Origin of the sequence: Collinsella aerofaciens, from assembly GCF_040910185.1 — a bacterium.
Lineage (GTDB): Bacteria > Actinomycetota > Coriobacteriia > Coriobacteriales > Coriobacteriaceae > Collinsella > Collinsella aerofaciens_BF.
Map to the genome: position 1 here is coordinate 1 of NZ_JBDGBA010000028.1, position 19403 is coordinate 19403.

The window sequence follows — 19403 nt, forward strand, 5'->3', positions numbered from 1 at the left end:
TATACTCATGGAAAACCTCCCATTTCCCGATGTCCAAGAAATGGGAGGCAGTTCACTGTCCCCTTTGTGGTGGTTTTTGTTTAAGCGCCGGCGATGATGAGGGCTGGACGTGCGCTGTCGGTGGCTTCGGCGATTGAGGTGGCGACGGCATGATCGGGGTCACGGTCCATCACGATGGTGTCAACGTCGGCAAGCTCGGCAAAGCGGTACATGCCGCGTCCGTTAACCTTGCTGGCGTCCATGAGGGCGACGCTTTGATGGGCCGCGGCGATCATAGCCGTTTTAGTCTCGGCCATCTGGGGAAAGTCGGTCGTAAAGCCGCAGCTGGAGACAAAGGCGCCGGGGCACATGACGGCCAGATCGGCATGGACCATTTGGAGCGCCTGCATAGTGAGCGGTCCGTACAAATAACGATGGCCTTTGCGCAGCGCTCCGCCCAGCATGACGACATCGACCGAGGGCATGCTCTCGTCGATGTAATCGGCAATGGTAATGTCTGCCGTGATGACGGTGATGCCGTCGCGCTGGTCGAGGAGCCGGACGAACTCGAGCGCCGTGGTGCCCGAGTCGACGAGCAGCGTGTCGCCGTCATTGACGAGCTCGATGGCGCTTTGCGCGATGGCCTGCTTGGCAGCGACGTTGACATTGATGCGGCGATCCTGCGTGGAGACGGTCAGGCGTTTGTGGAGCGAGACGGCACCGCCGTGTGTGCGGCGCAGCTTGCCTGCTTCGGCGAGCGCGTCCAGGTCGGCGCGGGCGGTGACGGAGGACACGCCAAAGGTCTGGGCAATTTCTGCCACCTGCACCGAGGCATTATGCTCGAGCATTTCCATAATGGCGGTACGGCGTTCGTCGGCAAAAGCACGGTTGGTAGCTTGGGTCATGGCTGCTCCATTCTCGGCTAAATATGCAGGAATTGTGTTGACTCTATTTTCGTTCATTTTCTTTTTGAGTAAGAAAACACCTTTCGATTACTTATCTTTTCTATAAAAGAAAGACGCTGAACGCCTAAAATTCAATATCGAACACGCCCACTCGGCTTCAATTCCTTCCGTTTGCTTTTCAAAAACGACGGTATTGACCTGCATGGGCTCAATATCTCGCACGTGCAAAGCCGCTGAATTTCATACAATGAGCGCAGTAAAACGCAAGGTAAAACGCCTTGTGAACAACTACGCCCGATGTCCAGATGCGGGCGAGGGAGAGGAGCAAACGCTCATGGCACTTGTTACCACCGAAAAGATGCTCAAGGACGCTCAGGCCGGTCATTACGCCGTTGGCGCGTTCAACGTCGAGAACCTCGAGTTCGTTATGGCCGTTCTGGCCGCTGCCGAGGAGACCAAGTCCCCCGTCATCATGCAGACCACCCCGGGCACCATCAAGACCGCTGGTCTGGACTACTTCTACGGCATGGTCAAGGCTGCCGCCGAGCGCGCTTCCGTGCCCGTCGCTCTGCACCTCGATCACGGCGATGGCTATGACCGCTGCATGCAGGCTTTCCGCACCGGCTATACCTCTGTCATGATCGACGGTTCGCACGAGTCCTTCGAGGACAACATCGCCCTGACCAAGTCCGTCGCCGATGCTGGCCGCGCCATGGGCGTGCCTGTCGAGGCTGAGCTTGGTAAGGTTGGCGGCAAGGAGGACGACGGTCCCGCGGTTGAGGGCGAGAGCCCCTACACCGATCCTGCCGAGGCCAAGGAGTTCGTCGAGCGTACCGGCTGCACCTCCCTGGCTATTGGCGTTGGCACCAGCCACGGTGTGTACACGAGCGATCCGCACATCGAGCAGTCCGTGGTCAAGGCTATCCGCGACGCCGTCGACGTGCCGCTGGTTCTGCACGGCACCTCCGGTGTGCCCGATGAGCAGGTTGCCGAGGCTGTGAAGAACGGCATCTGCAAGGTTAACTACGCCACCGAGCTGCGTCAGGCCTACACCAAGGGCTTCATGGCCTACATGGCCGAGAACCCTGCCTGCTTCGATCCCAAGAAGCCGGCCAAGGAGGGTATGCGTGAGATCACCGAGCTGGTTAAGATCCGCATGACCAACCTTAACTCTGTGGGCAAAGCAGAGTAACAGCAAGGGTACTCTGATCCCACCGGACGGCTTGGGCGGGTCCCCGTACTTAGTTTCCAAAACGTCCTCGCGCATGAAGGCCCCCGTTGCCTCGCTTCTACGAAGCGTTGGCAACGGGGGCCTTCGCGCTGCGGAATGATTTTGGAAACTAAGTACGGGGACCTGCCCAAGCCGTCCTGCTCGATCGCCCTTGTGGCGTTGGGGCTGAAGAGATGGGGCGCGAGGGGTGCTTTGTTGATGAGGGGCTAGTATGCCCGGGCTTGGTTGGGGAATGCCTGGTCTAGTGAGGCTTGGAGTTTTTCGAAGGATGTCTGCAGGTTGAGGTGTTGGTCTGCAGAGCGTTTGGTTTTTGTGGTGGGGGAGTCGAGGAGGCCGTTTCTCTGTGTCGGGGGGAAGGAGAAAAGGTTTGCATGATTTAGGGATGGCTGCTGTGCTGCGTCGTTGGAAGAATGCATGCTTATGCGGCCTCCTCGATGTCCACCAAAAGGTTGCGCACGGGGTGTGCTGCTAGGTCCCGTGCGTTGGCAGTATTATGCCGCGGCTGTCACAAAGAAGCGCTAAAGAAAGGCTTAACCTGGTTTGATGTTACGATGAAACTGCAGGTCAGAGGTATCGAATAACACTTTTGAAAGGTTTTGGGCTTAAGGGCTTTCTAAGGTTTGTGGCGCGGATGTGGCTTGCCTGTGTGGGGCGTGTGGACGGCTCGTCCCTTGCGCTGCGGCTCTGCGGCCCGCACCTGCTCGATGACCTTTTCCATGGTGGCGTCGATGCGGTCCTTTTTGAGTTCGCATTCCCAGATGGTTATGGGTGTCCAGCCCATTTGAGTGAGTGCGTTGATGGCCGCTCGGTCGCGCTCGACGTTGCGACGGAACTTTGCCTCCCAAAACTCAACATTGCGCTTGGGCTGGCTCGGATTGCACTTGGGACAGCGATGCCAAAAGCAGCCGTTGACGAAGATGGCGATCTTGCGCCCGGGGAAGGCGATGTCGGGCTTGCCGGGTACCTTCCATTCCAAACGATAGCCCGTAAGGCCCGCGGCCCGCAGGCGCTGACGTACGAGCAGCTCGGGTTTGGTGTTCGCACGCTTGTTGCCCTTCATGGACTTTTTTATAGCGGCGCGACGGCGCACCAGTTCGCGCTCGTCAGCGGAAAGGTCCGAGGTATCGATGCCGTCGAGCAGACCTGGTTTGGGACGCTTTTTGCTGCGGCGCTTAGGTGCGCGCTTGGGCCTGGAAGCGGGCTCGTCGTTCGTGGTGGCCTCGGCGTCGTTGGCAGTGCCGTTGGCCTCAAGCCGATCTTCCTTCAACTCAATCAGAGCATCGATAAGCCCTTTGTCGGCGGGCATCCACTCAACCGTGGCAAGCGAGGTGCGCGGAATCCAGCGGATATCGAGCTGGCGGTCGTGCTTCTGGGGTTCATCGGATTCATCGGCGAGCGAGCAGTAGTAACACTCCATCGAGAGATGGAAATCGGGGTAGTCATACTCAACGGTGTAAAAATCGCGCAGGTTGGTGACTTTTACCTGCAGCTCTTCCATAAGCTCGCGTCGCACGGCGTCTTCGGGTGTCTCGCCGCGCATGAGCTTGCCACCGGGGAACTCCCAAAGTCCCTGCATGTTGCCATAGCCGCGCTGCACGGCAAGTAACTCATCGGATCCTTCCTTGCGAATGATCCCAGCGGCAACATGAACAGTCTTCAACAGGAGTCCTCTCTCAACATCAACACGTGGCAGGGTAGCTACGCGTACCTTACACAACGGTAAGGCAAGCGTAAGCCATACCGATGGTAGCCGACTCGTCTTCTTGCGACTATAGATGCCGTAGACTAATCGCAAGAAAGGACTCGGTATGCAAACCACGCACATGGCGACCCCGGTACTGGAGGTCGCGCATCTCGAAAAGGTATATGGAGCGCTGGGCAACGTGACCCGTGCGCTCAACGACGTCAGCTTTACCGTCAACCGCGGCGAATTTGTGGGCATCATGGGCGCTTCGGGCTCGGGCAAGTCGACGTTGCTCAACTGCGTGTCGACCATCGATAGCGCCACAAGTGGCACGATCCGCATCAACGGGCAGGACGTAACACGCATGAAGCAGGCTAAGCTCTCGCAGTTCCGCCGCGAGGAACTCGGCTTTATCTTCCAGGACTCCAACCTGCTCGATACGCTCACGGCACGCGAGAACATCGCCCTGCCGCTCACCATCGCCCGCACAAACTCGGCAGAGATCTCGACCCGCGTGCAGGATGTGGCAGCGCGCCTCTCCATCAGTCAGGTGCTCGACAAGTATCCCTACCAGATGTCCGGCGGTCAGCAGCAGCGCGTTGCCGCAGCTCGCGCGCTTGTCACCGACCCCACCATGATCATGGCCGACGAGCCCACCGGCGCCCTCGATTCTAAAAGCGCTCGTCTGCTGCTCGAGAGCCTGGAGGCCCTTAACCGCCGCCTACGTGCCACCGTGCTCATGGTCACGCACGACAGCTTTGCCGCCAGTTACACGAGCCGTGTGCTGTTTATTCGCGACGGCAAGATCTTCACCGAGCTGCGCCGCGGCGACACCGACCACCGAGAGTTCTTCGACCGCATTATGGAGGCCGTTGCCATGATGGGCGGTGAGGGCTCCGATGCTCTGTAAACTCGCTTGGGGCAACGTCCGCCGCGCCGGCCGCGACTACCTCGTCTACCTTTTGACGCTCACCCTGGGCGTCACGGTCTTCTATGCCTTTAACACCATCTCGATGCAGGTCGACATCGCCGGAATCGATGAAGAGGGCTTGGCGCAGGTTATGGGCAGCATGCTCGGCGACCTGACGTACTTTTTGGCCGGTGTCATGGCCTTTTTGATGGTGTATGCCAATAACTTCATCATGAAACGCCGCAAGAAGGAGTTTGGCCTGTATCAGGTGCTCGGCATGGGGCGCGGACGCGTCGCCACGATCATGGCGCTCGAGACGGTGATTGTCTCGGTCGTGGCCTTTGTCGCCGGCATTGTGCTGGGTGTGGGACTCTCCCAGCTCATGACGTTCTTTACGGCCTCGCTTTTTAAGACACAGATCGCCAATTTCCACTTCTTTTTCTCGGTGCATGCGTTCAACCTGACCCTTGCCTGCATGCTCGTAATGTTTGTGCTCACGCTGCTGCTGAACCTTCGCGCCGTGCGTCGTACCAAACTCATCGAGCTTATGGGTGCCGAGCGTCGCAACGAGAGCATCAAGACACGCAACCCCTGGATCGCGATTGCCATCTTTGTCGTGGGCGTGGTGCTTGTGGGCGTGGCCTATTACCGTCTGCTACGTGATGGGTTCCCGCTAACCGCGACGGACAGCAAGCTGCAAGAGGCCATGAACCAGTTTGGTATTACGACCGCTATGGTTACCGTGGGCACCTTTGCCCTGTTCTGGGGACTCTCGGGCATGCTCATCAAGCTGCTGCAGAGCCTGCGCGGCGTGTATTGGCGCGGCCTCAACATGTTTACTGTGCGCCAGCTTGCGGCCAAGGTCAACACGGTGTGCTTTTCGATGGGCGTCATCGCGATGCTCCTGTTTTTGGCCATCACCTCGGTGACGTGCGGTATGTCGATTGCCAACGTGATGAACGAAAACCTGGAGCGCTATAATCCGGCCGACATGTCGCAGACGTATGTCTATTACACGCCCGATACGCTCGACTTCTACAAAGAGTCTTTCAATCCGTCTGAGGCCGATCGCATGGTGCTGGCCGATAGTACGGTCGATTTGTACTCCGCATGGCACGGCGATCCATGGCACGGCGATCGTAAGGGCAAGTCGGCGGACAACAACGACGAGACCGGCAAGAAGGTCAATATCGCCGATGTTGCCGGTGAGCATGTGCAGATCGATTCGTATCTGAGTTACCCGTTTGGCGGCTCGAATCCTTCGGTGACCCCAAGTGAGATGTGCAAGACCATGGGCGAAAAGCTTCCCAAGGCGTTCGGGGGTAGCAATGCCGATACGATGGGCCTGTTTGTGACGCCGGCGAGCCAGTACAACAAACTGCGCCAGATGATGGGCGAGGAGCCGGTGCACATCGGTCACGACCAGTATCTGCTCACGTGTGATTTGGGCGGCGAGCTGGTCGACCTGTACACCAAGTATATGGCTGGCGGCCATGCCCTTACCTTGGGCGGGCATACGCTCAAGCCCGCAACCGATAAGTCGGACGAAGATACGGCGGCCATCGCCAACTCGGCGATGGGCAGTAATCCGGGTACCGTCGTCGTTGCCGACGAGCTGTTGTCCCAACTTAATCTGCAGCCGTATTCCAGTAGCCTGCTCGTTAACTACAAACAGGGGATGGATACGACCGAGGCAGACGAGAGCATTAAATACACTGTGCTCGACAATCTGCTCGTTGACGGCAAGGAGCCGGGGTCGTGGGGAACCTTCATCACACGCTCCGAGATGTACACGCAGGCAGCGCAAATGAACGGTCTTATTAGCTACCTAGCCATCTACATCGGCTTTGTATTGGTCGTTGCATGCGCGGCGATACTGTCGATCCAGCAGCTCTCCAATGTGGCCGACGGCAGCCGCAGCTATCGTGTGCTGGCACAGATCGGCTGTGAGGACCGCCAGATTCGCCATTCGGTGATGGCGCAACAAGCGGTGTTCTTCCTGTTCCCGTTGGCGGTGGGCTTGGCGCACTCCTTTGTGGCACTTAAGGTGATCATCGAGCTGGTGAGCATTTTCGGAAATATGAGCATCGGCGGCACCGTGGGCCTCACCTGTGCAATCTTCCTGGCAGCATACGGTGGCTACTTCCTGGTGACCTACCTCATGAGTACCGGCATGGTACAAGTCGCCATCGCCACCCGCTACAGCGAGTAACAAGCGGGCAAAATCGTCGCAAAATCAGAGGCGTATGACCGCCGCGAAGGAACCAGGGGCCCTTTCGCGGTGGTTTTTGCCTACCTGGTGCGTCTCAGATACAAGTGAGTAGACTTTTTTGAACCTGCCGAGCACATCGCGACAAATGATCTATAAAACTGCAGGTCAGAGCTGTGGCGTTTTAGGGCGTGCTCGGCCTTCTGCAAAAAGCCTACTCACTTGGTTTTTCTGCTAGAAGACCGCCACGAGGGAAGGCAACTCCCCCGGGTAGTCGTTGGGGACGTTCTTAAACGGCTACCCAAGGAGTGTCCCAAACCGCCGGCAGAAAAGGAGCGTCCCTAACTGCCACATCCGGAGCAAGATAACGCCGCAGGTAGAGGACGGACAGCGAGCGGGTCGCATTTGAGACAAGGTGACGTGAAACGAAAGGGCGCTGACCTTCTGGTCGCGCCCTTGAAGTTGAACGTCAGATTGTCCAAATGCGGCCCGCGCAGCGTCGAGCCGTTACGGCGTTTGGTAAAACGCCGTAACCTACACCCGTTCCGCGATCTCGTGGATGAGGTAGTCGGTCTTTTCCCAGCCCAGGCACGGATCGGTGATCGACTTGCCAAAGACGCCGCCGTCGACCGGCTGGTTGCCGTCCTCCAGGTAGGACTCGATCATAAAGCCCTTGACCAGCTTGGAGATGGACTCGTTGCGGCGGCAGCTGTCGAGCACCTCCTTGCAAATGCGATACTGCTCAAGCGGGCGCTTACCCGAGTTGTCGTGGTTGCAGTCGATGACCGCTGCCGGATTGGCATAGCCGGCGTGCTCGGTGTAGCGTTCGGCCAGGCGCTCCAGGTGCTCGTAGTGGTAGTTGGGGTAGGTGCGACCGTCGAGACCGATGTAGCCACGCATAACGGCGTGCGCGAGCGGATTGCCGTCGCACTCGACCTCCCAGTTGCGGAAGATGAAGCTCTGGTGCGCCTGCGCGGCGTAAATGGAGTTGAGCATAACGGTGGTGGAACCGGCGGTGGGGTTCTTCATGCCCACGGGCACCGAAATACCGCTCGACACCAGGCGATGCTCCTGGTTTTCGACCGAGCGTGCGCCCACGGCCACATAGCTCAGCAGGTCAACGAGGTACTGGTAGTTGGACGGGTAGAGCATCTCATCGGCGGTAAAGAAGCCGGTCTCCTCGATGACGCGCAGGTGCATGTGGCGGATGGCCTTGACGCCCTCGAGCAGGTCGTCGGGAGCCTCGGGGTTGGGGTTGTGCAGAAGACCCTTGTAGCCGGTGCCCTTGGTACGCGGCTTGTTGGTGTAGACGCGCGGAACGATGATGAGCTTGTCCTTGACCTCTTCGGCGGTCTTGGCCAGGCGGTTCATGTATTCGAGGACCGAATCCTCGCGGTCGGCAGAGCACGGGCCGATGATGAGCACCTTGCGCGCGTCCTCGCCGGTAAAGACCTTGGCGACCTCGGCGTCAAATGCCTGCTTTTTGGCGGTAAGCTCGGCAGAAAGTGGCATTTCCTCGCGGATCTCCATGGGGATCGGCAGCCTGCGTTTGAATTCCATGGCCATAGGGGTCTCCTCAATCTATAGAAAGAGCAATAAGCGGATTGTCGAATGCTCGGCATTATCCGCTGTCGCACGCTAAAGTGCAAGCCCTTGTCACCCCGAAACCTACCAAAAAGGGACAGGTTTATTTTGGCAGGTTTTATCTGGGTAAACGTCGGCGGATGCTGGGAGGGAGCGGCGCCGCGCGGGACCCTAAGGCTGTTGTCGGTTCCCTAGGAAATACCCTGTGGGCAAAAAATGCCAAATATGAGTACGGTTGCTAGCTTAGTATCATATTGCCTTCGCAAAATAATAGACATAACAGCAAAATATGTTCATTAACGCAAACACATATAAGTTCGCTATAGGGCTGTTTGATCATTTTAGGGACGCGTGTAAGCCGTGAAAACGGCATTTGGGGCTGTTTTGGCTGTTACTAAAAGGGTAACAGTACTCATATTTGCCATTTTTTGCCCACGGGGCCTCGAAGGGGCTGTCAATCAGGTCCCAGGGGAGGCGGTTTGAGGGCCGCAGAGCAAAAACGGGGGCGCAGGTTGTCCTGCGCCCCCGTTCTCGGGCGTTATTCGTTCCCCGCGGCAGAATTTACGCCGCCTCGTCGAACTGCGAGTTGTACAGATCGGCGTAGAAGCCGCCCTGGGCGAGCAACTCGTCGTGCGTGCCCTTCTCGACGATGTCGCCGTCGCGAATTACCAAGATCACGTCGGCGTTGCGGATCGTGGACAGGCGGTGCGCGATGACAAAGCTCGTGCGGCCCTGCATCAGCGCATCCATGGCGCGCTGGATGAGCTCCTCGGTGCGGGTATCGACGTTGGAGGTCGCCTCGTCCAGAATCAGCGCCGGGCGGTCGGCCAAAATGGCACGGGCGATGGTCACGAGCTGGCGCTGACCCTGCGACAGGTTAGTGCCCTCCTCGTTGATCATAAAGTCGTAGCCGCCGGCGAGCGTATGGATAAAGTGGTCGCAGCGTGCGGCGCGTGCGGCGGCCTCGACCTCGGCATCGGTCGCATCGGGGCGTCCGTAGCGGATGTTCTCGCGGATGGTGCCGTTAAACAGCCAGGTGTCCTGCAGCACCATGGCAAACTCGCCGCGCAGCGCCGCGCGGTCCCAGTCGCGCACGTCGACGCCTTCGACGCGCAGCGAACCGCCGTCCACGTCGTAAAAGCGCTGCAGCAGCTTAATGAGCGTGGTCTTGCCGGCGCCGGTGGGGCCGACGATGGCAATGGTTTGGCCGGGCTTAGCCTCGCAGCTAAAGTCGTGGATGATGGTCTTGTCGGGCGTGTAGCCAAACTTGACATGGTCGAACTCCACGTGGCCGGGACGCCTCTCGGGAATCTGCGCGTCGGCCTTCTGCTCCTCCTCGGGCGCGGCCAAGAACTCAAAGACGCGCTCGGTGGCGGCAGCCATCGACTGCATCGTGTTGCTCACGTTGCCCAGCTGCTGCACGGGTTGCGTAAAGTTGCGCACGTACTGGATAAAGCTCTGGATGTCGCCGGGCGTGGCATTGCCGGTCAGCGCGAGCTGCGCGCCCACCACGACGACGCCCACGTAGCCCATGTTGCCCACCAAGCTCATAAGCGGCATCATCAGGCCCGACAGGAACTGCGAGCGCCAGCCACTAATAAAGAGGCGGTCGTTTTGACGGTCGAACTCTTCGATCGAGGCCTCGGCGCGGTCGAACACCTGAATGACGTTCTGGCCGGCAAAGTCCTCCTCGATAATGCCGTTGACGGCGCCCAGAACCTGCTGTTGCTCGCGGAAGTACGGCTGCGAGAAGTGAATCATCACAGTCAGGATAATCGCGGCTGCCGGCAGCGTGAGCACGGTGACGCCGGTAAGCGGCAGGCTGATCGAAAGCATCATGACGAGCACGCCGATAATCTGCGTCACCGACGTGATGAGCTGCGTCACGCTCTGGTTGAGCGACTGACCCAGCGTATCGACGTCGTTGGTGATGCGGCTGAGTACGTCTCCCTTGCTGTGGCCGTTGAAGTAACTCATCGGCACGACGGCAATCTTGGCGGCGATCTCCTTGCGCATGCGATAGCAAATCTTTTGCGTGACGCCGGTCATGAGCCAGCCTTGGATGAGACTGCAAACAGAGCTCGCCAGATACAGGCAGAGCAAAAAGCCGAGCGTCTTGGCGATCCAGTCAAAGTCAACGTCGCCGGTGCCGTTGACCTTGGCGACCAGGCCTTCGAACAGCTTGGTCGTAACCTGGCCGAGCACCTTGGGTCCCACAATGTTAAAGATGACCGAGCACACGGCAAAGGCGACGGCGGCAAACACGGCAATCTTGTGCTGGCCGATATAGCCGAGCAGCTGCCTCATGGTGCCCTTAAAGTCCTTGGCCTTTTCGCCGCGACGCATGCCGCCCATGCGGCCCATGGGACCACGCTGGCGGGTGGGCTTGGGAATCTGAGTCTTGGTCTCGTCTGCCATTAGCGCTCGCCTCCTTCCATGACGGCTGCAATTTCTTCTTGGGTAAGCCCCAGCTCCTCGGCGGAAAGCTGCGACTGTGCGATCTCCAGGTACGCCGGGCAGCTGCGCAGCAGCTCCTCGTGCGTGCCGGTGCCCACTACGTGGCCGTCGTCGAGCACGATGATCTGGTCGGCGTGCATGATGGTCGCGATGCGCTGGGCCACGACCACGAGCGCGGCGTCGGTGACGTTTTTGGCCAACTCCTCGCGCAGGCGAGCGTCGGTCTTGTAGTCGAGGGCGCTAAACGAGTCATCGAACACCACGACCTCGGGCTTTTTGGCCAACGCGCGGGCGATGGCCAGGCGTTGGCGCTGACCGCCCGAAACATTGGAGCCGCCCTGGCTAATGGGGGAGTCGTACCCGTCCTCGCGCTCGGCGATAAAGTCCTCCGCCTGGGCGACGCGTGCTGCCTGGCGCATATCCTCGTCACTCACCATGTCGCCGGCAAACTTGAGGTTGCTCTCGACGGTACCCGAGAACAGGCGACCCTGCTGCGGAATATAACCGATGCGGCGGCGCAGCTCGGAAAGGGTCATGTCGCGCACATCGACGCCGTCGAGCGAAATGCTGCCGCCCGTGACGTCGTACAGGCGCGGAATCAGCTGCACGAGCGTGGACTTGCCCGAGCCCGTGGAGCCGATGATGCCGAGCATCTGACCGGCATGCGTGGTGAAGTTGACGCCGCTGATGACATCGGCGCGGGCATCGGGGTACTGGAAGCTCACGTCGCGGAAGGTGAGCTCACCGCGCGGCGCGCTGGCTGCGGGCAGTTTGGGCGAGGCAGGGTCGTTGATGCTCGTGGGGCAGGTGATGACCTCTTCCACGCGCTCGGCTGCGACCTCGGCGCGGGGCAGGATGACCGAAACCATGGTGAGGATCATAAACGCCATGACGATCTGCATGGTGTAGGAGATAAACGCCATCATGTTGCCGACCTGCATCACGCCGTGGGACACGCCCTGCGCGCCAAACCAGACGATAAGCACGGTGATGCAGTTCATGACGAGCATCATGAGCGGCATCATAAAGCTCATGGCTCGGTTGGTGTAGAGCTGCGTGGTCATCAGGTCGAGCGAAGCCTTGTCAAAACGCTCGAGCTCATGCTCTTCGCGGTTGAACGAACGGATGGGCATAAGGCCGTCGAGCAGCTCGCGGGCGGTAAGGTTCACACGGTCCACAAAGCTCTGCATCTTTTTGAACTTGGGCATGGTGAGGCCCATAAGCACGCCGACGACGGCCGAGACCGCGATGATGGCCACGGCGATGGTCCACTCTAGGCCGGTATGGTTGGCCAGGACGCGCATGACGGCGACGATGCCCATGACGGGGGCCATCAGGCACATGCGGATAAACAGGGTTGCGGCCATCTGGATCTGCTGAATGTCGTTGGTACAGCGGGTGATGAGCGAGGCCTGGCTAAACTTGCCCACTTCGGCCGGCGAGAAGTGCATAACCTTGTTGAAGGTCTCGCGGCGCAGGTCGCGGGCGATGGAGCAGGCGGTGCGCGAAGCCACGGCACCGGTCAGGATGGTGGCGACCAGCGAGATTAGGCACAGACCAAACATCGTGGTCGCCATGCGGCCCAGGTAGGCGTTCTGCACGTCGGCGGGGTCGATGCCCTGCGCCTTGTACTCGTCTTGCACATAGCTCACGGCGCGTTGGGTCACGATGGAGCCCGACATGGAGCCCATTTTGTCCGCCATATCGTTGGCGCCCTCGACGAGCTTGCCCTGGTCGATTAGGCCGCCTTCAACGCCTAGACGCAGGCTCTTCATGGTGATCTTGCCACCGTCGGCATCAATCTGTTTTTGCATGTTCTGCGCCGCAGCGGCCTTCTGCTGCATCTCGGCGAGTTGCTCGGGCGTCATCGCCGCCATCTGCTCGGGCGTGGGCATGGCCTGGGCGCCGCTGTTGTCTTTCTCACCGGACGTGCCCATCATGTCACCCATGGAGTTGGCGTCAATACCCTGGTTGAACGAAAGGACGACAGTCTCGGGCAGGCTCATGATGTCGGCAATCTTGCCGCCGTCGGCACGCTCCTCCTCGGTGCCCTTGTACGTTCGAATGCCGTTATTGTCCGCCTTGCTAAACACGGCCTCCACAGCCTTGGCGTCCTTGGCGCTCATAAAGAGTTCGAGGTCGTCGAGCGATTCGGCGCGGATGGTGTCGGGTACGGGCGACGCGATGCCGCCTTGCTGCACACCCACGTCGACGATGTCGCTCATATAGGTAGGCAGTGCCAGATCGGCGTTGCAGCTGATTACGATAAGTACGATAGCTGCGAACAGTGCCAGGATATGTTTTTTAAAGAGCTTGAGAATCCTCACTCGGCATCTCTCCTTTCTTGATTGCGGTCGATAATTTCGTTGGCACGTCTAAGAAGGCGCACCATCTCTTGGGTATCTGTTTCGCCAAGCTGCTCGAGGAAGGCCGCGGTGCGGTCCTCGAATTCCCGACGTTTGATTTCGATAACCTGGAATCCTTTGTCGGTCACCGTGACGTGTACGCGACGACGGTCGGTCTTTGAGTGCTCGCGCTCGACCCAGCCCTTGGCCTCGAGGGCGCGCAGGATATTGGCGATGCGGGCGCTCGAGACCCAGGCGCGATCGGCGAGTTCGCTCGGCGTGAGCGAGCCGCCGGCGCGCATGAGGGCGCGCATGACGGCCATCTCGCCACCCAGAGCCTGGTCGGCAAAGCGCGAAACGCGCTGGTGCATGCTGCCAAACTCGGTAAAGAGCTGACGCCCAAGCTCATGGAAATCGGTATCTTCCACCGAAAACCCCTAACACTAGAAACTATTTTCGGTGGAAGATGATACCCCCATACGCGGGCCTCATACAATGGGCAATATTAAGAGCTCATTAAGACTTAAAATCATTCAATTGCTAAAGCGTTTCAAAGAACTAGTATGCACGCGGTTAGGCGAGGGGTTGTCACCACCATGACGACTGGGACTCATTTATCGCCACGTGCGATGCTCCAACTTCCCGCAAGGAGACACCTAAATTAAAGGGGGATGGAGTCATGGCATTTGACTTCACGGGCAAGACCGCGATTGTCACGGGCGGCACTCAGGGCATTGGCCTCGAGATCGCCAAGGGCATCGTCGCGGGCGGCGGACACGTCGCGCTCATCGCAAGGAACGCTGCTAAGGGCGAGGCCGCAGTGGCCGAGCTTGGCGAGGGCAACAAGTTCTATCAGCTCGATGTCGCCGATGCGCCCAAGGCGCGCGAGACCGTCGAGCAGATTTTTACGGACCTGCCGCAAACCAACATCTTGATTAACTGCGCTGGCGTCATCAGCACCAAGAAGTTCGACGAGATCGATGACACCGAGTGGCGCCGTACCATCGACATCAACCTCAACGGTACCTTTACCATGATGAATGCCGTGTACCCGCACTTTAAGGCGGCGCATGCCGGCACTATCGTCAACGTGAGTTCCGTTGCTGGCAAGATCGGCGGCGGCCTGCTTGGCACCGCTGCCTACGCGAGCTCCAAGGCCGGTGTCAACGGCCTTACCAAGGCGGTCGCCAAGGAGGGCGGCAAGTTCGGCGTTCGCTGCAACGCCGTGTGCCCGTCGCTCACGTTGACCGATATGACCTCGATTCTCTCTGACGAGAACTCTCAGCGCATCATCAACGGTATTCCTCTGGGCCGCGCTGCCCAGGCCAGCGAGCCTGCGCAGATGGTGCTGTTCTTCGCTTCCGACCTCGCCAGCTTCGTGAACGGCGAGATCGGTGACTGCGACGGCGGCATCGTCCTGGACGGGTAATACCCCGCGATGATTATTCGGCGACGGCTCCTGCGACTCGGGACCGTCGCCTTCTTTCTGACATAGGCGCGTGCGGCTACGATTCGCATGCATCCAAAGGAGATATATATGAGTGAATCGACTGCGGTGGAGGCGCCGGCGGCAAAGGAGCCGTTCTTTAAGATGTCCTCCATCCCGGGTGCCAATATTTTGGTGCCGCTTTTGCTGGGCTGCCTGCTCAACACGCTATTCCCCGACCTGTTCAAAACGCTCGGCAGCTTTACGCTTGGCATGACCCAGCAGGGCGCGGGCCCGCTCGTGGGCGCTTTTTTGCTCATCGTCGGTACGACGATTTCGTTTAAGAGCGCTCCTGCCGCCGCTGCCCGCGGTGCCATCATCATCGCCGTCAAGCAGATCGTGGTCGTTGCCGTGTCGCTGCTCATTCTTTATGTGTTCAACGACAACCTGTTTGGCATCTCTGCCATGGTGATGCTGGCGGCTTGCACCGGCGCCAACAACGCTATGTACGCTGGCCTGATGGGCACCATGGGCAATGAGGCCGAGCGTGGCGCTGTCGCAATCACCACGCTCGTTGTCGGCCCTCCGGTCACGATGATCGTGCTCGGCGCTGCCGGCCAGGCTCCGATCGGCTGGTCGCTCGTGGGTGCCATCCTGCCGATCGTCGTCGGCATTATTCTGGGCAACCTCTTCCCCAGCTTTAAGAAGATGATGGCACCGGCACTTTCCGCCGTCATCGTGCTCGTCTTCTTTGCCATGGGCTCGACCATGACCTTTGGCCAGCTCATTAATGGCGGTCTTCCCGGTATTCTGCTCGGCGTGATCTGCTCGGTGGTCTTTGCAATTCCCGTCATCGCGGTCGATAAGCTCACGGGCGGTACGGGTGTCGCAGGTGCGGCCATTTCGAGCTGCGCCGGAGCTAATGTGGCCACGCCTGCTGCCATGGCAAGCGTCAACGGGGCCATGTACGGTGGCGCCGTGCTCGCGACGGCTACGGCACAGGTTGCAGCGTGCGCAATCGTGACGGCTATTTTGACCCCGCTGGTCACCAGCTGGTGCTACAAGCATTTTGAAGGCCAGGGTCACAGCAAGGCAACGACCGACAAGGCCGCCGCAGCCGCCTAATGCCAAGCGGCAATCAAAGCTAAATAACTAGCCACGCCACAGGGCGGCCCCGGGGGAAATTCCGTGGCCGCCCTGCAGTTTCTGTAGGGTCTCTGGGACACTTTATCCTGCTAAAGCTGGCATAACAGCTAGAGTGAACGTCGTACAAAGGCAAGGAAAAATACCATACAAATCGGTGAACGGTAGTTGCTCGCGCTCGCATTTCCTGCGGATTTGTTAAAAACGCCCTTATGATATAAAAAAAGAAACATATAACAGCCCAGATGGAGAGGGTCGCTATGTTATCCTTCTCAAACGGGTGAAATCTTGGGTTTTGGGTTGTAGTTCCAAGGTGGACAAACGTTTTTCCTGCACCAACGTGTGGTGAAGAACGGAAGAAGCCGGTAGTGCAAGCCGAACATTCAAGAATTCAATAAGCAGCGGTGTGAGAGAGCGCCGCATTACACGTAACTAGGAGCGTGGTTACACAATGCAGGAGGCATGGGAAGGCTTCAAGGAAGGTATCTGGACGGGAGAGGTTGACGTCCGAGACTTCATCCAGAAGAACTACACCCCCTACGAGGGCGATGAGTCGTTCCTCGTAGGTCCGACCGAGCGTACCAAGGAGCTGTGGGGCGAGGTTCTCGACCTGCTGCTTAAGGAGCGCGAGCAGGGCGGTGTCCTCGATATGGACACCAAGACCGTCACGGGTATCGTGAGCCACCCCGCTGGCTACATCGATAATGCCCATCGCGACAAGGAGACCATCGTCGGCCTCCAGACCGACAAGCCGCTCAAGCGCGCGCTGCACGTCAACGGCGGTATCCGCATCGCTTGCCAGGCTGCCAGCCAGCACGGCTATAAGGTCGACGAGAACGTTGTCGAGCGCTACACCTTCGAGCGCAAGACCCACAACGCTGGCGTCTTCGATGTCTACACCCCCGAGATGCGTGCTTGCCGCTCGGCTCACATCATCACCGGTCTGCCCGATGGCTATGGCCGCGGCCGCATCATCGGCGACTACCGTCGTGTTGCCCTGTACGGCGTCGACTACCTGATCAAGGACAAGGAGGCCCAGAAGGCTTCCACTCCGACGGTCATGACCGCCGACAACATCCGCGATCGCGAGGAGCTGCAGGAGCAGATCCGCGCCCTCGGCGAGCTCAAGATGATGGCCGAGACCTATGGTTTCGATATTTCCAACCCTGCTACCAACACGCAGGAGGCCATCCAGTGGATGTACTTCGCCTACCTTGCTGCCGTCAAGGAGCAGAACGGCGCCGCTATGTCCATCGGCCGTACCTCTACGTTCATCGACATCTATGCTGAGCGCGACCTTGCCAACGGTACCTTCACCGAGGAGCAGATCCAGGAGTTCGTGGATCACTTCATCATGAAGCTCCGCATGGTCAAGTTTGCCCGTACCCCCGAGTACCAGGCCCTGTTTACCGGCGATCCGCAGTGGGTCACCGAGTCCATCGGCGGCATGGGTGTTGACGGCCGTACGCTCGTTACCAAGATGAGCTACCGCTACCTGCACACGCTCGAGAACATGGGCACCAGCCCCGAGCCCAACATGACCGTTCTGTGGTCGACCCGTCTGCCCGAGAACTTCAAGAAGTTCTGCGCCAAGACTTCTGTCGCCAGCTCCTCGATCCAGTACGAGAACGACGACCTCATGCGCGTCTATCACGGCGACGACTACGGTATCGCCTGCTGCGTGTCCTCCATGCGCATTGGCAAGGAGATGCAGTTCTTCGGCGCTCGCGCCAACCTGGCTAAGTGCCTGCTGTATGCACTCAACGGCGGTGTTGACGAGGTCTCCAAGAAGCAGGTCGGCCCCAAGTACCGCGCCGTCGAGGGCGATACGCTCGATTACGACGACGTTGTGGCCAAGTACAACGACATGATGAAGTGGCTCGCTGGCGTGTACGTCAACTCGCTGAACATCATTCACTACATGCACGACAAGTATTGCTACGAGCGCATCCAGATGGCTCTGCACGACAAGCACGTGCACCGCTGGTTCGCTACGGGCATCGCTGGCCTTTCCGTCGTGGCTGACTCCCTGTCCGCCATCAAGTACGCCAAGGTCCACCCCGTCCGTGACGAGAACGGCATCATCGTCGACTTCGAGACCGAGGGCGATTTCCCCAAGTACGGTAACGACGACGACCGCGTCGACCAGATCGCTCACGACGTTGTGCACCAGTTCATGGAGTACATCCGCATGAACGACACCTACCGCAACTCCGTGCCCACGACCTCGGTTCTGACCATTACTTCCAACGTCGTCTACGGTAAGAAGACCGGCTCCACGCCCGACGGCCGCAAGGCTGGCCAGCCGTTCGCCCCGGGTGCAAACCCCATGCACAAGCGCGATAGCCACGGCGCCATCGCTTCGCTGTCTTCGGTTTCCAAGCTCCCGTTCCGCGATGCTCAGGACGGCATCTCCAACACCTTCTCCATCATCCCGAGTGCGCTCGGCAAGGAGGACCAGGTGTTCTTTGGCGATATCGACCTTGATCAGCTGGGCGAGTAACTATTGTTAGTGCTATACTAACAATAACGATTACTGATTAGCGCGCCGGTTTCGGCCGGCGCCTATTAATCGAAGGAGACACATTATGAAGGTTTCTGAAGTTTCTGAGACTCAGGCCGATAACCTGGTCCACATGCTCGACGCTTACGCCGAGAAGGGTGGCCACCACCTGAACATCAACGTCTTCAACCGTGAGACGCTGCTTGACGCTCAGGCTCACCCCGAGAAGTACCCGCAGCTGACCATCCGCGTTTCCGGCTATGCCGTGAACTTCCACACGCTCACCAAGGAGCAGCAGGACGAGGTCATTTCGCGTACCTTCCACGACAAGTTCTAAAGGGTTCAACTCCTGTAGGATTACTGGGGCCGGTTTTGGGTTATTTCCCAAAACGTCCTCGGACATGCAAAGAGGCTCCGCTGCGCGCGTTGCGCGGCGGAGCCTCTTTGCGTCCTGACGCTCCTATTTGGCAAGGTGTTTTTTAGAATCCATTTCGCGCTCGGCCTCGAAGGCCTGCCTGTCCCAATCGAGCGGAAGTCCGGCCTCGACCCATGCCTCGTAGGCCCTCCTTATGGGCTTGAGCTCCCTTTGGCCCCTCTCCAGCATCGAGATGTACTTCTCGCTGGTGCCCAGTATGGACGTCGCCCTCACCTGGCTGACCTTCGCCGCGCGCCTGGCCGCCACGAGTTCCGAGGCGTCCTCGGGCCTCCTGATCTCGTGCGGGCGCATCAGCGCCCGGTACGCCTCCCTGGCCACGTAGCGCTTGAGGCACCTCATGACCTCCCTGTCGCTCTTTCCCCGCGCCCTCGCCCTCTCGGCGTACTCGGCGGTCTCGGGGTCGCGCATGACCCTCTGCCTCGCGATCTCGTGCAGCGCGCTGTTCGCCTGCCGGTCGCCGCCCCTGTTGAGCCTGTGCCTCACGGTCTTGCCGCTCGAGGCGGGGATGGGGCAGGCTGTTAGCGTCAATATAATTTTCACCATTTCCACCAACGCATTTTCGCCAATCGCGCCAACGCGGATACGCCGGAT

Annotated in this window: 13 protein-coding genes and 1 pseudogene; 7 read left to right on the plus strand and 7 right to left on the minus strand. The window is 59.2% G+C overall.

The genetic code is table 11. The annotated features are described in order from the left end of the window. Positions 1-80: 80 nt before the first annotated feature. Positions 81-884, minus strand: a complete 804-nt coding sequence (locus AB5Z54_RS09085; RefSeq protein ID WP_368161284.1) for a DeoR/GlpR family DNA-binding transcription regulator — start codon at positions 882-884, stop codon at positions 81-83. A gap of 334 nt (positions 885-1218) precedes the next feature. On the opposite strand from AB5Z54_RS09085, the gene AB5Z54_RS09090 reads away from it, so the two are divergent. After that, the gene (locus AB5Z54_RS09090) at positions 1219-2076 is read left to right on the plus strand and encodes a class II fructose-bisphosphate aldolase (protein WP_022095149.1); all 858 of its coding nucleotides are present in this window, start codon (positions 1219-1221) and stop codon (positions 2074-2076) included. A 652-nt stretch (positions 2077-2728) separates the two neighbouring features. Here the strand turns inward: AB5Z54_RS09090 and vsr are convergent. Then, positions 2729-3775: a DNA mismatch endonuclease Vsr gene (vsr, locus tag AB5Z54_RS09095; RefSeq protein WP_368161286.1), complete on the minus strand. Its 1047-nt coding sequence runs from the start codon at positions 3773-3775 to the stop codon at positions 2729-2731. 148 nt (positions 3776-3923) lie between these two features. Here vsr and AB5Z54_RS09100 point away from each other — a divergent pair, with 148 nt between their 5' ends. Both AB5Z54_RS09100 and AB5Z54_RS09105 read left to right on the plus strand, forming a co-directional pair. After that, a complete protein-coding gene (locus tag AB5Z54_RS09100; RefSeq protein ID WP_368161287.1) occupies positions 3924-4709 on the plus strand; it encodes an ABC transporter ATP-binding protein in 786 nt (261 codons plus the stop codon). Beyond that, complete coding sequence (locus AB5Z54_RS09105) at positions 4699-6921, plus strand: ABC transporter permease (protein ID WP_368161288.1); 2223 nt, start codon at positions 4699-4701, stop codon at positions 6919-6921. The genes AB5Z54_RS09100 and AB5Z54_RS09105 overlap by 11 nt, the downstream gene beginning before the upstream one ends. Before the next feature lie 531 nt (positions 6922-7452). Here the strand turns inward: AB5Z54_RS09105 and AB5Z54_RS09110 are convergent. The 4 genes from AB5Z54_RS09110 to AB5Z54_RS09125 all read right to left on the minus strand — a co-directional run bounded on the left by AB5Z54_RS09110 (position 7453) and on the right by AB5Z54_RS09125 (position 13732). After that, the gene (locus AB5Z54_RS09110; protein WP_368161290.1) at positions 7453-8484 is read right to left on the minus strand and encodes a 3-deoxy-7-phosphoheptulonate synthase; all 1032 of its coding nucleotides are present in this window, start codon (positions 8482-8484) and stop codon (positions 7453-7455) included. A 579-nt stretch (positions 8485-9063) separates the two neighbouring features. Continuing rightward, a complete protein-coding gene (locus AB5Z54_RS09115) occupies positions 9064-10920 on the minus strand; it encodes an ABC transporter ATP-binding protein (protein WP_368161292.1) in 1857 nt (618 codons plus the stop codon). After that, entirely contained in the window at positions 10920-13286 is a 2367-nt protein-coding gene (locus AB5Z54_RS09120) for an ABC transporter ATP-binding protein (protein ID WP_368161293.1), read from the minus strand. Before AB5Z54_RS09120 ends, AB5Z54_RS09115 begins: the two co-directional genes overlap by 1 nt. After that, on the minus strand, positions 13283-13732 hold the full coding sequence (locus AB5Z54_RS09125) for a MarR family winged helix-turn-helix transcriptional regulator (protein WP_050766108.1): 450 nt from the start codon (positions 13730-13732) through the stop codon (positions 13283-13285). Before AB5Z54_RS09125 ends, AB5Z54_RS09120 begins: the two co-directional genes overlap by 4 nt. A gap of 251 nt (positions 13733-13983) precedes the next feature. On the opposite strand from AB5Z54_RS09125, the gene AB5Z54_RS09130 reads away from it, so the two are divergent. The 4 genes from AB5Z54_RS09130 (at position 13984) to grcA3 (ending at position 18713) form a co-directional block, all read left to right on the plus strand. Beyond that, positions 13984-14733 carry an SDR family NAD(P)-dependent oxidoreductase gene (locus AB5Z54_RS09130; protein WP_006234857.1) on the plus strand — a complete coding sequence of 250 codons (750 nt, stop codon included), beginning with the start codon at positions 13984-13986 and terminating at the stop codon, positions 14731-14733. Positions 14734-14841: 108 nt separating this feature from the next. Then, positions 14842-15855, plus strand: coding sequence for a 2-keto-3-deoxygluconate permease (locus tag AB5Z54_RS09135; RefSeq protein WP_232049573.1), 1014 nt, complete (start codon positions 14842-14844; stop codon positions 15853-15855). A 469-nt stretch (positions 15856-16324) separates the two neighbouring features. After that, entirely contained in the window at positions 16325-18376 is a 2052-nt protein-coding gene (gene pflB, locus AB5Z54_RS09140; protein ID WP_195521220.1) for a formate C-acetyltransferase, read from the plus strand. A gap of 85 nt (positions 18377-18461) precedes the next feature. Further along, positions 18462-18713: an autonomous glycyl radical cofactor GrcA3 gene (grcA3, locus tag AB5Z54_RS09145; RefSeq protein ID WP_117583521.1), complete on the plus strand. Its 252-nt coding sequence runs from the start codon at positions 18462-18464 to the stop codon at positions 18711-18713. A gap of 396 nt (positions 18714-19109) precedes the next feature. Here grcA3 and AB5Z54_RS09150 read toward each other — a convergent pair. Then, a pseudogene (locus AB5Z54_RS09150) lies at positions 19110-19403 on the minus strand (transposase); the annotation flags it as partial.

What these genes read in the sequence shown, in the direction of transcription:
- AB5Z54_RS09085 (WP_368161284.1), bottom strand. Translation starts at nt 884, where the DNA reads ATGACCCAAGCTACCAACCGTGCTTTTGCCGACGAACGCCGTACCGCC.
- AB5Z54_RS09130 (WP_006234857.1), top strand. Translation starts at nt 13,984, where the DNA reads ATGGCATTTGACTTCACGGGCAAGACCGCGATTGTCACGGGCGGCACT.
- pflB (WP_195521220.1), top strand. Translation starts at nt 16,325, where the DNA reads ATGCAGGAGGCATGGGAAGGCTTCAAGGAAGGTATCTGGACGGGAGAG.
- grcA3 (WP_117583521.1), top strand. Translation starts at nt 18,462, where the DNA reads ATGAAGGTTTCTGAAGTTTCTGAGACTCAGGCCGATAACCTGGTCCAC.
- AB5Z54_RS09105 (WP_368161288.1), top strand. Translation starts at nt 4,699, where the DNA reads ATGCTCTGTAAACTCGCTTGGGGCAACGTCCGCCGCGCCGGCCGCGAC.
- AB5Z54_RS09100 (WP_368161287.1), top strand. Translation starts at nt 3,924, where the DNA reads ATGCAAACCACGCACATGGCGACCCCGGTACTGGAGGTCGCGCATCTC.
- AB5Z54_RS09135 (WP_232049573.1), top strand. Translation starts at nt 14,842, where the DNA reads ATGAGTGAATCGACTGCGGTGGAGGCGCCGGCGGCAAAGGAGCCGTTC.
- AB5Z54_RS09110 (WP_368161290.1), bottom strand. Translation starts at nt 8,484, where the DNA reads ATGGCCATGGAATTCAAACGCAGGCTGCCGATCCCCATGGAGATCCGC.
- AB5Z54_RS09090 (WP_022095149.1), top strand. Translation starts at nt 1,219, where the DNA reads ATGGCACTTGTTACCACCGAAAAGATGCTCAAGGACGCTCAGGCCGGT.
- AB5Z54_RS09115 (WP_368161292.1), bottom strand. Translation starts at nt 10,920, where the DNA reads ATGGCAGACGAGACCAAGACTCAGATTCCCAAGCCCACCCGCCAGCGT.